This window comes from Actinosynnema sp. NPDC091369, from assembly GCF_044757065.1.
Classification (GTDB): domain Bacteria; phylum Actinomycetota; class Actinomycetes; order Mycobacteriales; family Pseudonocardiaceae; genus Actinosynnema.
The window spans coordinates 117167-133880 of the sequence record NZ_JBIVUG010000007.1; the positions used below are offsets into that span (position 1 = coordinate 117167).

The 16714-nt window shown below is 74.0% G+C and carries 9 protein-coding genes; 6 read left to right on the forward strand and 3 right to left on the reverse strand.

What is annotated here, in order from left to right:
* Window positions 1-161: 161 nt before the first annotated feature.
* The 3 genes from ACIQMJ_RS26635 to ACIQMJ_RS26645 all read right to left on the reverse strand — a co-directional run bounded on the left by ACIQMJ_RS26635 (window position 162) and on the right by ACIQMJ_RS26645 (window position 3591).
* Window positions 162-1670, reverse strand: coding sequence for a pentapeptide repeat-containing protein (locus tag ACIQMJ_RS26635; RefSeq protein ID WP_499763715.1), 1509 nt, complete (start codon window positions 1668-1670; stop codon window positions 162-164).
* Window positions 1671-1849: 179 nt separating this feature from the next.
* Complete coding sequence (locus tag ACIQMJ_RS26640; protein ID WP_499763716.1) at window positions 1850-2335, reverse strand: MarR family winged helix-turn-helix transcriptional regulator; 486 nt, start codon at window positions 2333-2335, stop codon at window positions 1850-1852.
* 92 nt (window positions 2336-2427) lie between these two features.
* A complete protein-coding gene (locus tag ACIQMJ_RS26645; protein WP_499763717.1) occupies window positions 2428-3591 on the reverse strand; it encodes an FAD-dependent monooxygenase in 1164 nt (387 codons plus the stop codon).
* Window positions 3592-3840: 249 nt separating this feature from the next.
* Between ACIQMJ_RS26645 and ACIQMJ_RS26650 the strand changes: the two genes are divergently transcribed.
* The 6 genes from ACIQMJ_RS26650 (at window position 3841) to ACIQMJ_RS26675 (ending at window position 16700) form a co-directional block, all read left to right on the forward strand.
* Window positions 3841-5856 carry a chorismate-binding protein gene (locus ACIQMJ_RS26650; RefSeq protein WP_499763718.1) on the forward strand — a complete coding sequence of 672 codons (2016 nt, stop codon included), beginning with the start codon at window positions 3841-3843 and terminating at the stop codon, window positions 5854-5856.
* A gap of 625 nt (window positions 5857-6481) precedes the next feature.
* Entirely contained in the window at window positions 6482-8242 is a 1761-nt protein-coding gene (locus ACIQMJ_RS26655; RefSeq protein ID WP_499763719.1) for a non-ribosomal peptide synthetase, read from the forward strand.
* A 47-nt stretch (window positions 8243-8289) separates the two neighbouring features.
* Window positions 8290-12960, forward strand: a complete 4671-nt coding sequence (locus ACIQMJ_RS26660; RefSeq protein ID WP_499763720.1) for a non-ribosomal peptide synthetase — start codon at window positions 8290-8292, stop codon at window positions 12958-12960.
* A gap of 74 nt (window positions 12961-13034) precedes the next feature.
* Complete coding sequence (locus ACIQMJ_RS26665) at window positions 13035-14252, forward strand: 3-deoxy-7-phosphoheptulonate synthase (RefSeq protein WP_499763721.1); 1218 nt, start codon at window positions 13035-13037, stop codon at window positions 14250-14252.
* A complete protein-coding gene (locus tag ACIQMJ_RS26670) occupies window positions 14249-16165 on the forward strand; it encodes an anthranilate synthase family protein (protein WP_499763722.1) in 1917 nt (638 codons plus the stop codon). Before ACIQMJ_RS26665 ends, ACIQMJ_RS26670 begins: the two co-directional genes overlap by 4 nt.
* Window positions 16152-16700 (forward strand): flavin reductase family protein, encoded by a 549-nt coding sequence (locus ACIQMJ_RS26675; RefSeq protein ID WP_499763723.1) that lies wholly within the window; start codon window positions 16152-16154, stop codon window positions 16698-16700. The genes ACIQMJ_RS26670 and ACIQMJ_RS26675 overlap by 14 nt, the downstream gene beginning before the upstream one ends.
* Window positions 16701-16714 lie beyond the last annotated feature (14 nt).

Below are 16714 nucleotides of genomic sequence, written 5' to 3' on the forward strand. Positions count from 1 at the left end.
GCACCAGCGCCGATCCTGCTCCAGCAGGGCCGTCCTGACCGAATCGGCGATCAGGACGGCCGCCGCCGAGTCGGGCGGCGGCCGGTCCGTCTCGATCAGCTTCGCCTGTGGTCGGTTGCCGGTGTCGGCGCATACCCGCTCATGAAGGCTGGTCGGAGAAGTCACCGGTCGTACAGGCGGCCCCAGCGGCCCGGCGTGTCGCGCAGAACCGTCGCTTCCGCGGTCGGCGGCGTGGCGAGCAACCAGCCGCTCGGCCAGATGCGGAAGCCGTCCACGTCCAGGCGGGCGTAGGCGCCCTCACAGGTGAGGGCGCCGGTGAACGTCACCCCGTGGAAGCTGACCTCCCCGCCGAACAGGGCGTTGTCGAAGTTGGCGTGGCGGCCGAACTCCGAACCGCCGAACAGGGCTTGACCGTCGAAGCGGGTGCTGCGGAACCTGGCCTCGGCGAGCAGCTTCGTCTCGGTGAAGATCGCGCTGTCCGCGAAGACCGCGCCGTTGAAGCCGACGAAGTCGTGGAAGACCGCGTCGTCGAACACGACGCGGTCGGCGAAGCGAACGCCGGCGAAGACCACGTGCTGGAGGAACTGCGCGGCACGGAAGAAGGTGGGCCCGTCGAAGCGGGGCGCGTCGTGCTCGTCGGCACCGAAGTAGGCGTGGCCGGTGAACCGCGCCCCGTCGAACAGGGCTGTTCGCGCGAAGCGCGCGTTGCCGAACCCGGCGTAACCGAATTGCGTGCCGCTGAAGCGGGCGTCCCCCTCGGCCTGCATTCCGTTGAAAGACGCGGTTGAGTGGAACGCGGCCTCCGCGAAGTCGGCCTCGTGGTCGAACCGCGCCCGGGTGAAGACCGCGGACTCCGCCCAGGTGGTGTTGGTGAACCGGGCGTCACCGGTGAACCGGGCGTCGACGAAGGACACCGGGCCGGTGAACGAGGTCAAGCTGAACTCGGCAGTGCCGTGGAACCGGGCGCCGTCGAACGCCGCGCCGTGCAGCACGCAGCGGCCGAGGTCGAAGTCGAAGAGGGAGGCGCCGGCCAGGTCGAGCGTGATGTGCGGCCAGAACGCGTCCGCCGACGGGTCTCGTCGCAGGTGCGCGACCAGGAGCCGTTGGGCTGTCAGCCGCACCTGTCGTTCCTGGGCCCCGCGCAGCTCTCGGTCCGGGTCGGGCTCCGCCGGGTCGGCCCTTTCGGCCGTGTGCGGCATGCGCAGGTAGGCGCACAGCACGTTGACGATGACCTGGCGCTGGTCGGGGTTGTTCTGCGCCAGGCGTTCCAGCGCGTAGATCCCCGCGATCCGCACGTGGGCGTGCTCGGAACCGAGCTGGGCGGCGGCCATCGTGTACAGCTCGGTGACCCGCCGTTCCACCGCGTCGCGAGCGGTGTGGGCCTGCTCGGCATCCTTCTGGCGGAGCTCGCGGTCCTTCTGCGCGACAGCCAGCTCCGCGGTGCGCTGGCGGCGCACCGCGAGCCACAGCGCGACCGCGCCGCCGGAGCCGATCACGATCGTGCCGGCGGTCTTGATCGCTTCCAGGCTGTTCCGCGGGTCGCCTCGGCCGTAGGCGAGCACCAGCCAGGTCGCGACGCCGACGCCGATCACGACCATGAGGACCGCGAGGCGAACGACCGTGCGTGACCGCAGGACCTCGTACGTGGGGCCTTCCTCTTCCTGCTTCAACGGCGGGAGGTGGCCGGGCCGACAGGCGACATCGTGGTGACCCTACGGCCATGTGTTCCCGTGGTCACTGCTCCAGGCGGGTGCCGTGACGAGGCGCGCCGGTACGCGGGCGCTGACCTCCGGCAGTGGTGCGGCACCACCACGAGCACGACCACCGACAGGCCGGGCCGGCGGTGAGGTCAGGCGTCCCGCTCCAGGGGGGTCTGGGCCTGCTCGTACAGGGCGTCCGCCACCTTCTTGCACAGCTCGGCGAAGATGCTGCGCTCGCCCGGGGAGAGGACGGCGTTGCTCACGGCGGCGACCTCGCGTCGGCTGTCGGCCGCACGGGTGAGGAACTCGTGGCCCGCGGGGGTCAGGGTGGTGGTCAGCTCGCGGCGGTCCGCGCCGTCGGCGACCTGGGCGATCAACTCGCGGTCCTTGAGGAAGCGCAGTGCCTTGGACAGGCTCTGGCGGGACACGCCGAGTGCTTCGCTGAGGTGGGACGGGGTCATCCGGCCCCGGAGGCGCAGGTTCTCCAGCACGTCGTACTGCTGCCAGGTGACGTGTTCGGGGTTGGCCCTCGTGCGCCTCGCCACCAGGACGCACTGGAGGTGGGTCAACGCATCCTCCAACTCGTCCGGCACGTCCGGCAGGGGAGTCTGGTCGGGCTCGCTCACGGTGGTCATGGACGCCTCGCAATGCTCCGCTGCCACACCCCTGCGGGCACGACAAAACGGTTTCCTCCTGGAAATATGTTAACACGCCCGAGGCGCTGTGATCAGGCCGTCGAGGCGAGCGCGCGGGAAAACCAGTTCCGCACGCGCTCGACGTGGGCCGGGTCGCGCAGGGGCAGGTCGCGGTGGCTGATGCGGCCGCTGCGGGTCAGCAGCTGGAGCGCGAACTCGTCGCACGGGAGGCCGACGTGCTCCTCCACGTGTTCGAACCAGTCCCGGCTGATCTCGGCGACCCGCTGCATCCGCTCGACGGCCGGTTTCCGCTCCGCCTCGTAGGCGGCCAGGGCATCGGGCAGGTCGCGGTGGTCGGTCACCGAGATCGCCAGCGCGACCGCGTCCTCCATGGCGAGCTTGGTGCCGGAGCCGATGGAGAAGTGCGTGGTGTGCGCGGCGTCGCCCAGGAGCACCACGTTGCCGTCGCTCCAGCGGTCGTTGCGCACCGACGTGAACCGGCCCCAGCGCGACCCGGTGCAGATCAGGCGGTGGTCGCCGAGGAGTTCGGGGTCGCCGTCGAACAGCGCGGCGACGGCGCGGGCGGTGGCCTCCGGCGAGCGGTCGGGCACCTCCAGGCCGGAGTCGCGCAGCACCCGGTCGGTGGTCTCCACGATGAAGGTGCTGCGTCCCGGCGCGTAGGGGTAGGCGTGCACCTGCACGGGTCCGTGCGGCGTCTCGACGACGGCGAAGGTGAGCGCGTCGAACACCCGGTCGGTGCCCATCCACAGGTAGCGCGAACCGCGGGGTTCCAGGTGGGCGCCGAACGCCTCCGCGTGGGCGGAGCGGACCGCCGAGCCGACGCCCTCCGCGGCGACGACGAGGTCGAACTCCGTGCGCAGGGCGGCCGGCGGCGGGGCGGGCGTGCCGAAGCGCAGCGCCACCCCGCGGTCGGCGCACCGCGCGCGCAGGAGTCCCAACAGCGCCCGGCGACCCACGGCGGAGAACCGGTACCCGTCGTGGGACAGCGTGCGGCCGCGGTAGCGCACGTCCACCGACTCCCAGCGGACGAACCGGTCGATGACCGCCTCGAACAGCTCGGGGTCCGCGGCCTGGACGCCGCCCAGCGCGCCGTCGGAGAACACCACGCCGAAGCCGAAGGCGTCCTCGACGCCGCCGCGTTCCCACAGCACGACCTCGTGCCGGGGGTCCACCTGCTTGACCAGTGCGGCGAAGTACAGGCCACCGGGCCCCCCGCCGATCACCGCGATGCGCATCGTGACTCCTCCCAGCCGTGCCGGCCGTCCGCCTTGGGGCGCGTCGGAGACGCAGTCATTTCCCCCAGGAAACCACCCACCGGAGCGGTGCTGCAAGTTGATCGCGGACCGGTCGCGATGATCCCCGAAGTCCGTTGAGCGCCACCGGATATCCGGCCGTCGAGGTGCGGACGTTGCGAGGCAGGGCTAACGTTGGTTACCGGAGGGAAAACACCGCTGTGCGACCCAGGGGCCGACACGATCATGGCGATGCTCCGAACCGACGACGAGGTGCGCGAACTGCTGGCCGGGCTCGTCGATCCACCGCACCCACCCGCGTTCGCGGTGCTGTGCCGCGACGCCGACGAGGTCGACGTGCTGGTCGGGACGATGACGACGGCGCCGTCGACCGCCGCGATCCCGACCGGCCCGGTCGGAACGGTGGCGCTGCTGCCGTTCCGCCAGCTGACCGAGCGCGGGCTGCCGTGCCGGGACGACGGCACGCCGCTGCGCGTGCTGTTGGCCGCCGAGCGCCACCGCGTGTCCCGGGCGGTGTTGGAGCGGGTGCTGCCGCGGGGCGCCGCGGTCACCGGGGCCGGCTTCGACGAGGAGGACGAGTCCTACGCCGAGCGGGTGCGCCGCGTGGTCGCCGGACGGCCGGAGGACGTGACGCACTGCCTGCTGCGCAGGGGTTACACCGCGCGCCTGGAGCGGCCCGGTTCGGCTGCCGCGCTGGCGCTGCTGGGCGGTCTGCTGCACGCCGAGGAGGGCGCGTACTGGACCTTCGCGGTGCACGAGGGCGGACCCGACGGCCTGGCGCTGGTCGGCGCGCCCCCGCAGGGGCAGGTGCGGCTGGCGGGTGGCGAGGCGGTGCTGCACCCGACCTGCGGGACCTACCGCTACCCCACGACCGGCCCGACCGCCGAGGGCCTGGCCGCGTTCCTGCACGACGACAAGGAGTTCGACGAGCTGGCGGCCACCGTCGACGCGGAGTTGGCCGCGCTGTGCGCGCTGGAACCGGACGAGGTCGTGGTGGACGGCCCGGTCCTGCTGCCGATGAGCCGCCTGGCGCACACCGGCTGCGTGGTGCGCGCCACCGGTGTGCCCGACGCGCGGCGGGTGCTGGCGGGCACGATGTTCGCGGCCACCGCGATCGGCAACCCGGTGGCGGGCGCGCTGCGGGTGGTCGCGGAGCACGAGCCGGACGGCCGCGGCTACTACGGCGGCGCGGTGGTGCTGCTGGAGCCGGACGGCTCGCTGGACGCCGCCACCCTGATCCGGACCGCCGAGGTCGACGGGTCGGGTCTCGTGCGCGTGTCCGTGGGCGCCACGGTCGGGGACCGCTCATCCCCCGCCGCGGAGGCCGCCGAGACCCGGGTCAAGGTCGACGCCCTGCTGTCGGCGCTGCGCGGTGGCCCGGCATCGGAGCGGGGCGCGCCGGGCGACCACGAGCCGCCGTCCCGGCAGTCGGGGGCGCCGGACGCGGAGCCGGTCCTGGAGGCCCTGGCCGCGCGGCGCGGGGAGATCGCCCCTCACTGGACGCACCCCCCGCCGCGGGCGGCGGGCAGCTGCGGTGAGCTGCTGGTGGTGGACCTGGGGGACGGCGGTGCCGCGGCGCTCGCGCACCTGGCCCGCCGGCGCGGGTGGCGGCCGGTGGTGCGCGCCGCCGCCGACCTCCGCGACACCGACCTCGGCGTCGACGGCCTGGACGCCGTGCGCGGCGGGCGTTTCCCCGGCCGCGTGAGCCTCGCGCACGGCGCACGTGACGCGGACCTCGCGCGTGGTGCAGGCGGTACGGCCCTCGCAAGCGGCACGGATGTCGTGGGAGACAGGGGCGTCGGGGGTCCGGGCGTCACCGGACCCGTCCGGACCATCCTGCTCGGCCCGGGCCCGGGCCACCCGGACGACCCCGGGTTGGAGCGCGTGCGGCGCTTCGCGTGCGCGGCGCTGCACGCCGGGTACGAGGTGCGCGGCGTCGGGTTGGGCTTCCAGTTGTTGGCGCGGTTGCTGGGTTTCCCGGTCGCCCCGCGGCGGACCGGGAACGGACCGCGACAGGTCGAGGTCTTCGGTGTCCGGCACACGCCGGTCCTGCGCAACCGGTTCGCCGTGACCGGACCGGCGCCCGCGGGCGTGCGCGCCTGGTCCGACGACGCCACGGGTGAGGTGCTGGCGCTGCGCGCCACCGGGGTGGCGGGCGTGCAGTTCCGACCCGAGGCGGTCCTGGCCCGCGGTGGGGTCGACGTGCTCGACGCCTTGCTGCGCCCCGGCCTGCCCACGACGGCGTGATCGCCCGGCCAAACCACCCGGCGGCCGATTCACCGAATTCTCGCAACGGCGTTCGCGCTGAGTGCGCTCGATGGTCGACGTGCCTGCGCCGGACGGGCGGCCGGGGCGTGGCGAATACTGCCACTGCGGTGATCACTCTCCGCATTTGATTTCCTGACGGACACCTTCTCGGGTGTCACGCTTTCATGGACACACCTCGGGACCGCTCTCGGACGGGACCGCGCACGCCTCTCCACGAGGCGACTGGGGGCGGTTGACATCGTCCGATCGGAGGTCACGACGACTACCCACTGACCTCGGAAAATATGCACGTCCTGGGCATTCTGACCGACTTTGACATCAACTGCGACCGTGCGGTCGAGCACTGTTCCCCCTGTCGGCAGATCAGTTCGTCACCACATTGCGCGATCACCCGTTCGCGTTGACACCTCAAGCTGGAAGTAGCAAACTGGTTTCCCGACGACAATCAGCTGAGTTCGCGTGAGCCGGTCGTGCCGACCGGGTTCCGCCCACTCGCGAGAGTCGGGAATTCCGCCCCAGCCTCTGCCGGGAGGACCGTGCCGTGCCGGAACAGACAGTGCAAGACAGGAGAACGACGAACGCCGCACCTGCCGCTGACCCGGCGGTGCTGACCTCCCTGTTCGACGGGGTGGTCCGCCGGTTCGCCGACCTGCCCGCCCTGGTCGAGGGCGACCGCGTCACCAGTTACGCGGAGCTGGACCGCGCCTCCGACCGCGTGGCGGCGCGGCTGCGCGAGCGGTGGGGCGTCACGCCCGGCGAACCGGTGGGGGTCCACATGGCCCGGTGCACCGAGCTGTACGCGGTGATGCTGGGCGTCCTCAAGGCGGGCGCCTGCGTGACGCCGCTGAACCCCGAGCACCCCGCCCGCTTCGTGGACCGCGTGGTGGCCGAGTCCGGCATGCGGGTGGTGGTGCACGACCGGGACCTGGACTTCGGCCCGGTCCGCACGGCACCGGTGGCCGACCTGGTGGCCGACGACGGGAGCGACCCCGGGAAGTCCGAAGTGGACCTGGACGGGGACAGCCCCGCGTTCCTGATGTTCACCTCCGGCTCCACCGGTCGCCCCAAGGGCGTGCGGATCGCGCACCGCGGCCTCGCCCGCCTCGGCTCGGGCCAAGGGTCGCTGGCCGTCTCCGAGCGGGACACCCTGGTGCAACTGGCCGCCTACTCGTTCGCCGCGTCGACCATCGAGATCTGGTTGAGCTTCCTGCACGGCGCCAAGCTGGTCGTGCTCCCCTCGGGACTGCCGTCGCTGCCGGTGCTGCGGGACGCGGTCCTGCGGCACGGCGTGACCGTGATGAGCATGCCCGGCGGCTTGTTCAACGTGCTGGTGGACGAGGAGCCGGACGTGCTGGCGGGGTTGCGGGCCGTGCTGCTCAGCGGCGACTTCCCCTCCCCCGGCCACCTGGCCAAGGCCGCCGGCCTCACCGCCGGGACCATCTACAACGGCTACGGCTGCACGGAGAACTCGACGATCTCCCTGCTCCACCCGATCCGCACCGCGGCGGACGTGACCCGGTACGACCGCGTCCCGGTGGGCAAGCCGCTGCCCGGCGTGGTGGCGCGGGTGCTGGACTCGGACATGCGACCGTGCCCGCCCGGCCGGGTGGGACAGCTGTGCCTGGGCGGCGCCGGCGTCGCCCTGGGCTACCTGGACCAGCCGGAGCTGACCGCCGAGAAGTTCGTCCCCGGACCGGACGGCGAGGTGCTGTACCGGACCGGTGACCTGGCCCGGATGACCGAGGACGGCGAGGTGGCGCTGGTCGGCCGGGCCGACAGCATGGTGAAGGTCCGCGGCTACCGGGTCGAGCTGAGCGAGGTGGAGCTGGCGCTGCGCGCCCACCCCTCGGTGCACCAGGCCGTGGTCAAGGCGTTCGGCTCCGACACCGAGGACAAGCGGCTCGTCGGCTTCTACTCCACTGTGGACGGGACGGCGCTACCGGTGGAGGACCTGGTCGCCCACCTGCTGGACGAGGTGCCCCGGTACGCCCTCCCCTCCACCTTCCAGCACATGGACCGATTGCCGCACAACGTGAACGGCAAGATCGACCGCAGCGCGCTGACCGATCCGTCGGCACATCCCACCAACCCGAAAGGCGATGACACCATGAGCGAATCCGCTGCCCTGCTCGAGCCGGTGATCCTCCAGGCGTGGAAGGACATCTCGGGCAACCACGAGTTCACCGCCACCGACTCCTTCCTCGGCCACGGCGGCAACTCCCTGCACTTCGTCCAGCTCGCCAACCGGCTGCAGAAGATCTTCGCGGTGGACGTCGAGACCGAGGACGTGTTCCGCCACGGCACCGTGCGGCGCCTGGCCGAGTTCATCGACGGCGTCCGCGAGCGGGAGTCGGTCAAGCGCTAGCGCTCACCCGGGCACGCCGGCAGGTCGAGACGGAGGAACGAGGAACTGTGAACTCACCCCTGGAATCCGCGGTGCTGGAGCTGGCGCGGACGGTCACCGGTGTGGCCGACCTGTCCCCCGCCGACTCGCTGTCCCGGCGCTGCGGCGGTTCCGAGGCCGTGTCCCGGGTCGGCGCGGCGGTGCGCGCGGTGTTCGCCGCCGGCCTCACCGACGAGGCACTGCGCGGGATCGACACCGCGGGCGAGCTGGCCGAGGCGGTGGAGCGGTCGCGCGGGACCGGTACCCGTCCGGTGCTGCGCGCGGGTCTGGCGCCGCGGCGGGGCGAACCGCTCCCGGCCTCGTCCGGGCAGAGCGGCATCTGGCTGGTCGACCAGTACTCGCCGTCGTCCACCGCGTACAACGGCCCGTTCCACGTCGTGCTCCCCGAGGCGCTGGAGCCGGGGGCGGTGCGCGAGGCCGTGCGGCGCGTGGTGGGTCGTCACGAGGTGCTGCGCACCAACCTCCGGCTGAGCGACGGCGTGGTGACCCAGGTCGTGTCGCCCGAGCCGCGGTTCCGGTTCGAGGTGCGCGAGTACTCCTCGGACGAGGAGCCCGAGGCCATCGCCACCGAGGTCGCCCGCACGAGGATCGACCTCGGGACCGACCCCGTGGTGACGGTCGTCTGCGCCACCCGGGCCACCGGGTCCGGGCAGGAGCCGGAGACCGCCCTGGTGTGCGACATCCACCACGCGGCGTCCGACGCGGCCTCCGCCGGGCTGTTCCTCACCGAGCTGCTCGCGCGCTACGACGAGGTCGTCGCCGGCCTGCCCACCGACGACGGCCGCGACCGACCCCAGTACGCGGACTTCGCGCACTGGCAGGAGCTCCGGCTGGCCGGCCCGGAGCTGTCGCGGGTGCTCGACCACTGGGCGGACCGGCTCGGCGGCGACCTGCCCGCGCTGGACCTCCCGGTCGACCGGCCGCGCCCGGCGACCCGGCGCTTCGCGGGCGACGTGCTGCCGTTCACCGTGCCCGCCCCGCTGGTGCGCGAGCTGCACGCGCTCGGCGCCGCCGAGGGCGTCACGCTGTTCATGATCGCCCACGCGGCGTACGCGCTGCTGCTGTCCCGCTACGCGCGCCAGGACGAGGTGGCCGTGGGCACCCCGGTGTCGCTGCGCGACCCGGCCGAGGCGCACGACATCATCGGCTACCTGGTCAACATGGTGGTGCTCCGGCACCGCCTGGACGACGACGCGACGGTCCGCGACCTGCTGCGGGCGGTGCGCGACGAGGCCGCCGACGCGATGCGGCACAAGTGGGCGCCGTTCGAGAAGGTCGTCGAGCGGGTGCGGCCCAAGCGCGGCGGCGGCTACTCGCCGCTGATCCAGACCATGCTCGTGCTCACCCCGCCGGGGTCGTCGCACGTCGAGCACCGCGGCCGGCGCGTGCGCATCCGGCGCGACGTCGGCCACGGCGCCAAGTACGACCTGTCGCTGGTGGTGCAGCCCGGTGACGACGGCGAGCTGGACGCGGTGTTCGAGTACGACACCGACCTGTTCGACGCCGCCACCGTGCGCGGGCTGGGCGAGCGGCTGGTGCGGGTGCTGGAGGCGTTCGCCCGCGAGCCCGGCGCCCGGCTGGGCGACGTGCGCCTGCTGTCGGACGAGGAGGAGCGCGACGTGCTCGCGCGCGGCGACCGGGTCGCCGGGCGCACCCCGCCGCGGCCGACCTCGGAGCTGTTCGAGGAGCGGGTGGCCGCCACGCCGGACGCCGTCGCCGTGGAGCACGAGGGCGGCTCGCTGACCTACCGGGAGCTGAACGAGCGCGCCAACCGCCTCGCCCGCGCCCTGCGCGACCGCCCGGTCGGGGCAGGCGACCGCATCGGCCTGTACCTGCCCCGGTCGGTGGACGCGGTGGTGGCGCTGCTGGCCGTGCTGAAGTCCGGCGCGGCCTACGTGCCGGTCGACCCGTCCTACCCGCGCGAGCGCGTGCGGGACATGCTGGCCGACGCCGACGTGCGGCTGGTCCTGACCACCTCGGCCGCGGCGGGCGACCTGCCCGACGGGGTGCGACGGCTGGAGCTGGACCGCGTCGACCTGTCCGGGTGGTCCGCCGACGACCTCGGCCGGGTCAAGAGCCCTCAGGACGAGGTCTACGTCGTCTACACGTCCGGCTCGACCGGCCGCCCCAAGGGCGTGGTCATCCGGGACGAGACGGTGGACAACCTGGTGCGGGTGCAGGACCGGGTGTCCCCGGTGGGCGCTACCGGCCGGACGTTGCAGTACATGTCCCTGTCGTTCGACGTCTCGGTGATGGAGATCCTGGGCACGCTGTGCGCCGGCGGCACGCTGGTGCTCATCACCGAGGAGGTCCGCAAGGACCTCCACGCCCTGGCGGATTTCCTGCGCGAGCACGAGGTCCACCGGGTGTACCTGCCCTACGTGGCGCTGCAGGGGCTCGCGGCCATCGCCGTGGACGCCGGCCTGCGGCTGGACGCGCTGCGCGAGGTCGCCTCGGTCGGCGAGCAGCTGGTCGTCTCGCCGCAGATCCGCCGCTTCTTCGCCGAGCACACCGGCGCCCGGCTGCTGAACATGTACGGCCCGTCGGAGACCCACCTCGCGACCTGGCACGAGGTCGCCGGCGACCCGGCCACCTGGCCGGAGGCGCCCGCGATCGGCGAGGGCATCCCCGGCCTGCGCGTGGCCGTGCTGGACCGGCGCGGCGCGGTCGTGCCGCCGGGCGTACCGGGCGAGCTGCACCTGGGCGGCCCGGTGCTGTCGCCGGGCTACCACCGGCGGCCGGAGGAGACGGCCCGGCGCTTCCTGCCCGACCCGTTCCACCCCGGCGAGGTGCTGTACCGGACGGGCGACCTGGTGCGCACCACCCGCGACGGGCTGGAGTACCTGGGCCGGGTGGACGACCAGATCAAGATCCGCGGCTACCGGATCGAGCCCGCCGAGGTCGAGGCGGCCATCGACGCGCTGGACCTGGTGGCGGCGTCGGCCGTCACGGCGGTGGACGTCGCGCCCGGCGACCGCCGGCTGGTGGCGTTCGTCGTGGGCGGCCCCGACGACCCGCGCGAGGTCGGCCGGGCGCTGGTCGGCGTGCTGCCCGACCACATGGTGCCCGCGCACGTCGTGCGGCTGGAGCGGTTGCCGCTGACCCCGAGCGGCAAGGCCGACCGCAAGGCGCTGCGGGAGCGGTTCACGCTGGACGACGTCGTCGCCGACGCGCCCTCGGCACCGCCCGCCGGACCGCTGGAGGAGGCCGTGGCCCGGCAGTGGACCGAGGTGCTGGGCGGCGTCGTCCCGGGCCGCCACGACGACCTGTTCGCCCTGGGCGGCCACTCGATCATGGCCACCGAGCTGGTCTACCGGCTGCGCCGCGAGCACGGCGTCGACCTGCCGCTGCGGGTCATGCTGGACAACCCGACGGTCGCGGGCATGGCCGCCCGCATCGCCGAGGCCCTCGACACCGGCAGGACCGCCGCGCCCCGCGCGCTCGACCTGCCGGCCGAGGTCCGGCTGCCCGAGGGCTTCGCGGTGCGCGGCGCCCCGGTGGCCGACCACGAGGTGACCGACGTGCTGCTGACCGGCGCGACCGGCTTCCTCGGCGCGTTCCTGCTGCGCGACCTGCTGCGCACGACCCCGTGGCGGGTGCACTGCCTGGTCCGCGCCAACGACGCGGAGGCGGCGTGGCGCCGGCTGCTGGACACCGCACGGCGCTACGGCATCGCCGACGCCCTGGACCCGGGGCGCGTGGTGGCGGTGCCCGGCGACCTGGCCCGCGAGCGCTTCGGCCTCACCGAGGAAGAGCACGACGCGCTGGCCTCCGCAGTGGACGCGGTCTACCACGCGGCGGCGCACATCAACTTCGTGCTGCCCTACGGCTCGGTGAAGCCCGCGAACGTGGACGGCACCTCGCGCGTCGTCGCGTTCGCCGCGCACCGCCGGGTCAAGCGGCTGCACCACGTGTCCACCATCGCGGTGTTCTCGCCCGCCGAACCGGACGGCGTGATCACCGAGCTGTCGGTGCCCCGCGCGCCCGAGGCGCTGGGCATCGGCTACACGCAGAGCAAGTGGGTGGCCGAGCGGATCGCGACGGCCGCCCGCGACGAGGGGCTGCCGGTCACGGTGTACCGCATCGGCCGCGTCTCCGGCGACAGCAGGACCGGCGCGTGCCAGGCGGACGACTTCCTCTGGCGGCAGGTCAAGACCTTCATCCAGCTGGGCGCCGCCCCTCCCGGCGACACCATGACCACCGACCTGCTGCCGGTGGACTTCGTCGCCCGCGCCGTCGTGGCGCTGTCCCGCGACCCGGGAGCGCACGACCGCGCGCTGCACCTGTTCCACCCCCGCGGAGCCGACTTCGACACCGTCTACCGGGGCATCCGCGCGAGCGGCCACGACGTGCGCGTGGTGCCCTCGGACCAGTGGTGGGAGCTGCTGGAGCGCTCCGCCGCCGAACCCGGCGGCAACGCCCTGGCCGCCACCCTCCCGCTGTTCCGCGAGGGAGCCCTGGAACTGGGCGACAACACCTACCGCAACGACGACACCGCGGCGCTGCTCGACCGGCTCGGCCTGCCGTTCCCCGACATCGAACCGGCGGCCATCACGCGGCTGATCCGCTACTTCGAGGGCACCGGCGAACTGGCCGACGCGCGTCGACCGGCCCCGTCCGGGGCGGACCCGGCCCGAGCGGTCTCACCGCGATCCGGAGTGCCCCAACCGGCGGCCTGACCGCGCCCGGTCGCACCCACCGACGACCCGACCCGATCCGTCCCCGCGCGAGCGGGGACGTGGGAGGAACCACCATGACGACCCACACGTCCGGCACGGACCGCCTGCTCAGCGAGGTGCTCGCCGCGGCGGCGCGGCCGGCGCGGCAGCAACCCCAGTGGTGCGACCAGGGCCGTTTGGCCGAGGTCCGCACCCGCCTGTCCATCTCCGAACCCATCGTCGACCACGAATCGGTGCGCCAGTTGTCGGGCCTGCTGGCCCGCGCCGCGCACGGCGAGTTCGGAATCCTCCAGGCGGGCGACTGCGCGGAGGACCCGGCCGAGTGCGGGGTGGACGACATCCGCCCCAAGGTGGAGCTGCTGGACATGCTCGGCGACGTCATGGGCGTCGGCGCGGGCACGCCGGTGCTCAAGGTCGGCCGCATCGCCGGTCAGTACGCCAAGCCGCGCTCCGCCGACCACGAGGTGCGCGACGGCGTGCAGCTGCCCGTCTACCGCGGCTCGATCGTCAACAGCCCCGTCCCCACGCCCGAGGCCCGGCGGGCCGACCCCGAGCGCGTCCTGCTCGGGCACGTGGCGGCGCGGCGCACCGTCGCGGCGGTGGACGAACTCGGCCGGGGTGAGGGCGCGGCGCCCGAGCACCGGGTGTGGACCAGCCACGAAGCGCTGCTGCTGGACTACGAGGTGCCGCAGGTCCGCACCACCCCGGACGGCCGGGTGTACCTGGCGAGCACGCACTGGCCGTGGATCGGCGAGCGCACCCGGCAGCTCGACGGCGCGCACGTGCGGCTGCTGTCCCTCGTGGACAACCCGGTGGCCTGCAAGGTCGGCCCGACCACGAGCGTGGACGAGGTGCTCGCCCTGTGCGCCGCGCTCGACCCGGACCGCACGCCGGGCCGGCTGACCCTCATCCCCCGCTTCGGCGCGGAGCACATCGACGACCTGGGTCCGCTGGTGCGCGCGGTCGTGCGCGCCGGCCACCCGGTGCTGTGGCTGTGCGACCCGATGCACGGCAACACCGTCGTCGGCGACCACGGCCTGAAGACGCGCAGGCTCGGCGACGTGATGGCGGAGATCCACCGCTTCGTCCCGGTGGTGACCGCCAACGGCGGGCTGCCCGCCGGCCTGCACCTGGAGGCGTCGGCGGCGAACGTCTCCGAGTGCGAGGGCGCGGGGGTCGTGGTGGCGCGCGGCGAGCACTACCGGACGCTGTGCGACCCGCGGCTGAACACCACGCAGGCCGTCGCCGCCGTCGCCCACTGGCACCGGACGCCGATGCGGGTGGCCGCGTGAGCCGGTCCACGCCCACCCTGCCCGGCCTGCCGGAGAGCGGCCCGTTCGCACTGCTGCACCGCCCCGGCGACGGCGCGGACGCGGTCGAGGTGCTCGCGGGCCCGGTCCGCCGGGCCGACCGGCTCGACGGGCTGGACCTCGACGGCCCGGCGACGCGGGGCCGCGACGGGCACACCGCGCTGGTCGTGATGCCCTACCGGCAGATCGCCGAACGCGGTTTCGACTGCCCCGACGACGGGGAGCCGCTGCTGCTGATGGAGGTGCGCGACCGGCACCGGGTGCCGGTGCCGGACGCCGTGGCGGCGCTGCCCGACCGGATGCCGCCGCTGGAGGAGCTCGGGTTCGACCTGGACGACGAGACCTACGGCCGGCTGGTGGACCGCGTGGTGCGGTCGGAGATCGCGGCCGGCGAGGGCTCGAACTTCGTCCTGGCGCGCAGCCTGCGCGGCCGGTTCCGCGAGTTCGACCGGTCCGCGGCGCTGGCCCTGTTCCGGGGCCTGCTCACCGGGGAGAGCGGCAGCTACTGGACGTTCCTCGTGCACACCGGCGACCGGTACCTGGTGGGCAGCTCGCCCGAGCGGCACGTGCGGGTGCGCGGCGACGAACTGGCCATGAACCCGATCAGCGGCACCTACCGGATGCCGGAGGGCGGTGCGGACCACGACGGCCTGCTGCGGTTCCTGCGCGACCCCAAGGAGGTCGACGAGCTGTACATGGTCGTCGACGAGGAACTGAAGATGATGGTGTCGCTGTGCGACCGCGACGTCGTGGTGTCCGGGCCGTCGCTGACGTGGATGTCCTGCGTCGCGCACACCGGCTACCACCTGACCGGTCGCTCCGACCGGCCGCTGGCCGAGGTGCTGCGGCGCACCATGTTCGCGCCGACGGTCACCGGCAGCCCGCTGGAGAACGCCTGCCGCGCCGTGGCCCGCCACGAGCCGGCCGGGCGCGGCTACTACAGCGGCGTCGTCGCGCTGGTGGGCGCGGAGGGCGGTCGGCGGTCGCTGGACTCCGCGATCCTCATCCGCACGGCCGACATCACGCCGGACGGCGTGGTGCGGCTGACCACGGGGGCGACGGTGGTCCGCGACTCGGTGCCCGCCGCGGAGGCCGCCGAGACCGCCGCCAAGGCCGCCGGGCTGCTGCGGGCGATGAGCGGCGAGCGGCCGGGCCGCGCGACCGCTCCCCCGGCGGGCTCGTTCGACCGGGTGCTGGCCGGCCGCAACGACGGGGTGTCGGCGTTCTGGCGGTCGGCGGACGCGCAGCGCGTGGCCGACCCGCTGCTGGTGGGCGTGCCGGTGACCGTCGTGGACGCCGAGGACGACTTCAGCGCGATGCTGGCCTACCAGCTGCGGGCGCTGGGCTGCGCGGTGCGGCTGGTGCCGTGGCGGCGCGCGGCCCCCGGGATCGGGGACGACGGCGTGCTGCTGCTCGGCCCCGGTCCCGGTCAGCCGACCGACCGCCGCCACCCGCGGATCGCCGCGCTGCGCGAGCTGGCGGCCGACGCGCTGGAGCGCCGCCGCCCCCTCGCCGCGGTGTGCCTGGGCCACCAGGTCGTCTGCGACCTGGTGGGGCTGCCGCTGGTGCGGCTGCCGCACGCCAACCAGGGCAGGCGGCTGCGGGTGCGGCTGCACGGCCGGGAGCGGTGGCTCGGCTTCTACAACAGCTTCGCCGCCCGCGCCGACCGCGGGGGGCCGGTGCTCGACCGGTCCGTGCGCGTCGAGCGGGACCCGGACGGGTGGGTGCTGGCGCTGCGCGGCCCGGGGCTGGCGACGGCCCAGTTCCACGCCGAGTCGTTCCTGACCGAGGGCAGCCCCGAGGTGCTGCGGGCACTGCTGCTCGACGCGCTCGCGGGCGACCCGGGCACCCGCCCACCCCACGCGAGAGGAGCGCACGTCCATGAGCACGCCTAGCACCGTCACGTCGGCCGTCGAACCGATGGCGCTGCGCCGGTTCCTGGGGAACTTCCCGACCGGGGTCACCGTGGTGACCTGCCGGCGCGGCGACGTGGTCCACGGCGCGACGGTCAACGCCTTCACCTCGGTGTCGCTGGCGCCACCCCTGGTGCTGACCGCGCTGGACCGGCGCAGCCGCGCCTGCGGTCACCTGACCGAGGGCGCGTTCGTGGTCAACGTGCTCGCCGAGCACCAGCGGGACGTGGCACTGCACTTCGCGGGCAGGCCGATGGCCGGCCCGGTGCCGTGGCTCGACGAGGACGGCGAGCACCCGCGCCTGGACGGCGTGGTGGGCCACCTGTTCTGCCGGGTGTGGCGCAACTACGACGGCGGCGACCACGTGCTGCACGTCGCCGAGGTGGAAGACCTCCGGCTGCACGGCGGCCGACCGCTGCTGTTCCACCGGGGCGACTTCCCGCGCGTGGCCGACGGCGACCCGGTGTGGTCGCTGACGCTGGACGGCTGGGCGCCCCAGTTCACGACGACCCGCTGACGGAAGGGAAGCAG

Excerpts from the sequence above, each read along its gene's own strand:
- ACIQMJ_RS26640 (WP_499763716.1), bottom strand. The coding sequence starts at position 2,335 with ATGACCACCGTGAGCGAGCCCGACCAGACTCCCCTGCCGGACGTGCCG.
- ACIQMJ_RS26645 (WP_499763717.1), bottom strand. The coding sequence starts at position 3,591 with ATGCGCATCGCGGTGATCGGCGGGGGGCCCGGTGGCCTGTACTTCGCC.
- ACIQMJ_RS26650 (WP_499763718.1), top strand. The coding sequence starts at position 3,841 with ATGCTCCGAACCGACGACGAGGTGCGCGAACTGCTGGCCGGGCTCGTC.
- ACIQMJ_RS26665 (WP_499763721.1), top strand. The coding sequence starts at position 13,035 with ATGACGACCCACACGTCCGGCACGGACCGCCTGCTCAGCGAGGTGCTC.
- ACIQMJ_RS26675 (WP_499763723.1), top strand. The coding sequence starts at position 16,152 with ATGAGCACGCCTAGCACCGTCACGTCGGCCGTCGAACCGATGGCGCTG.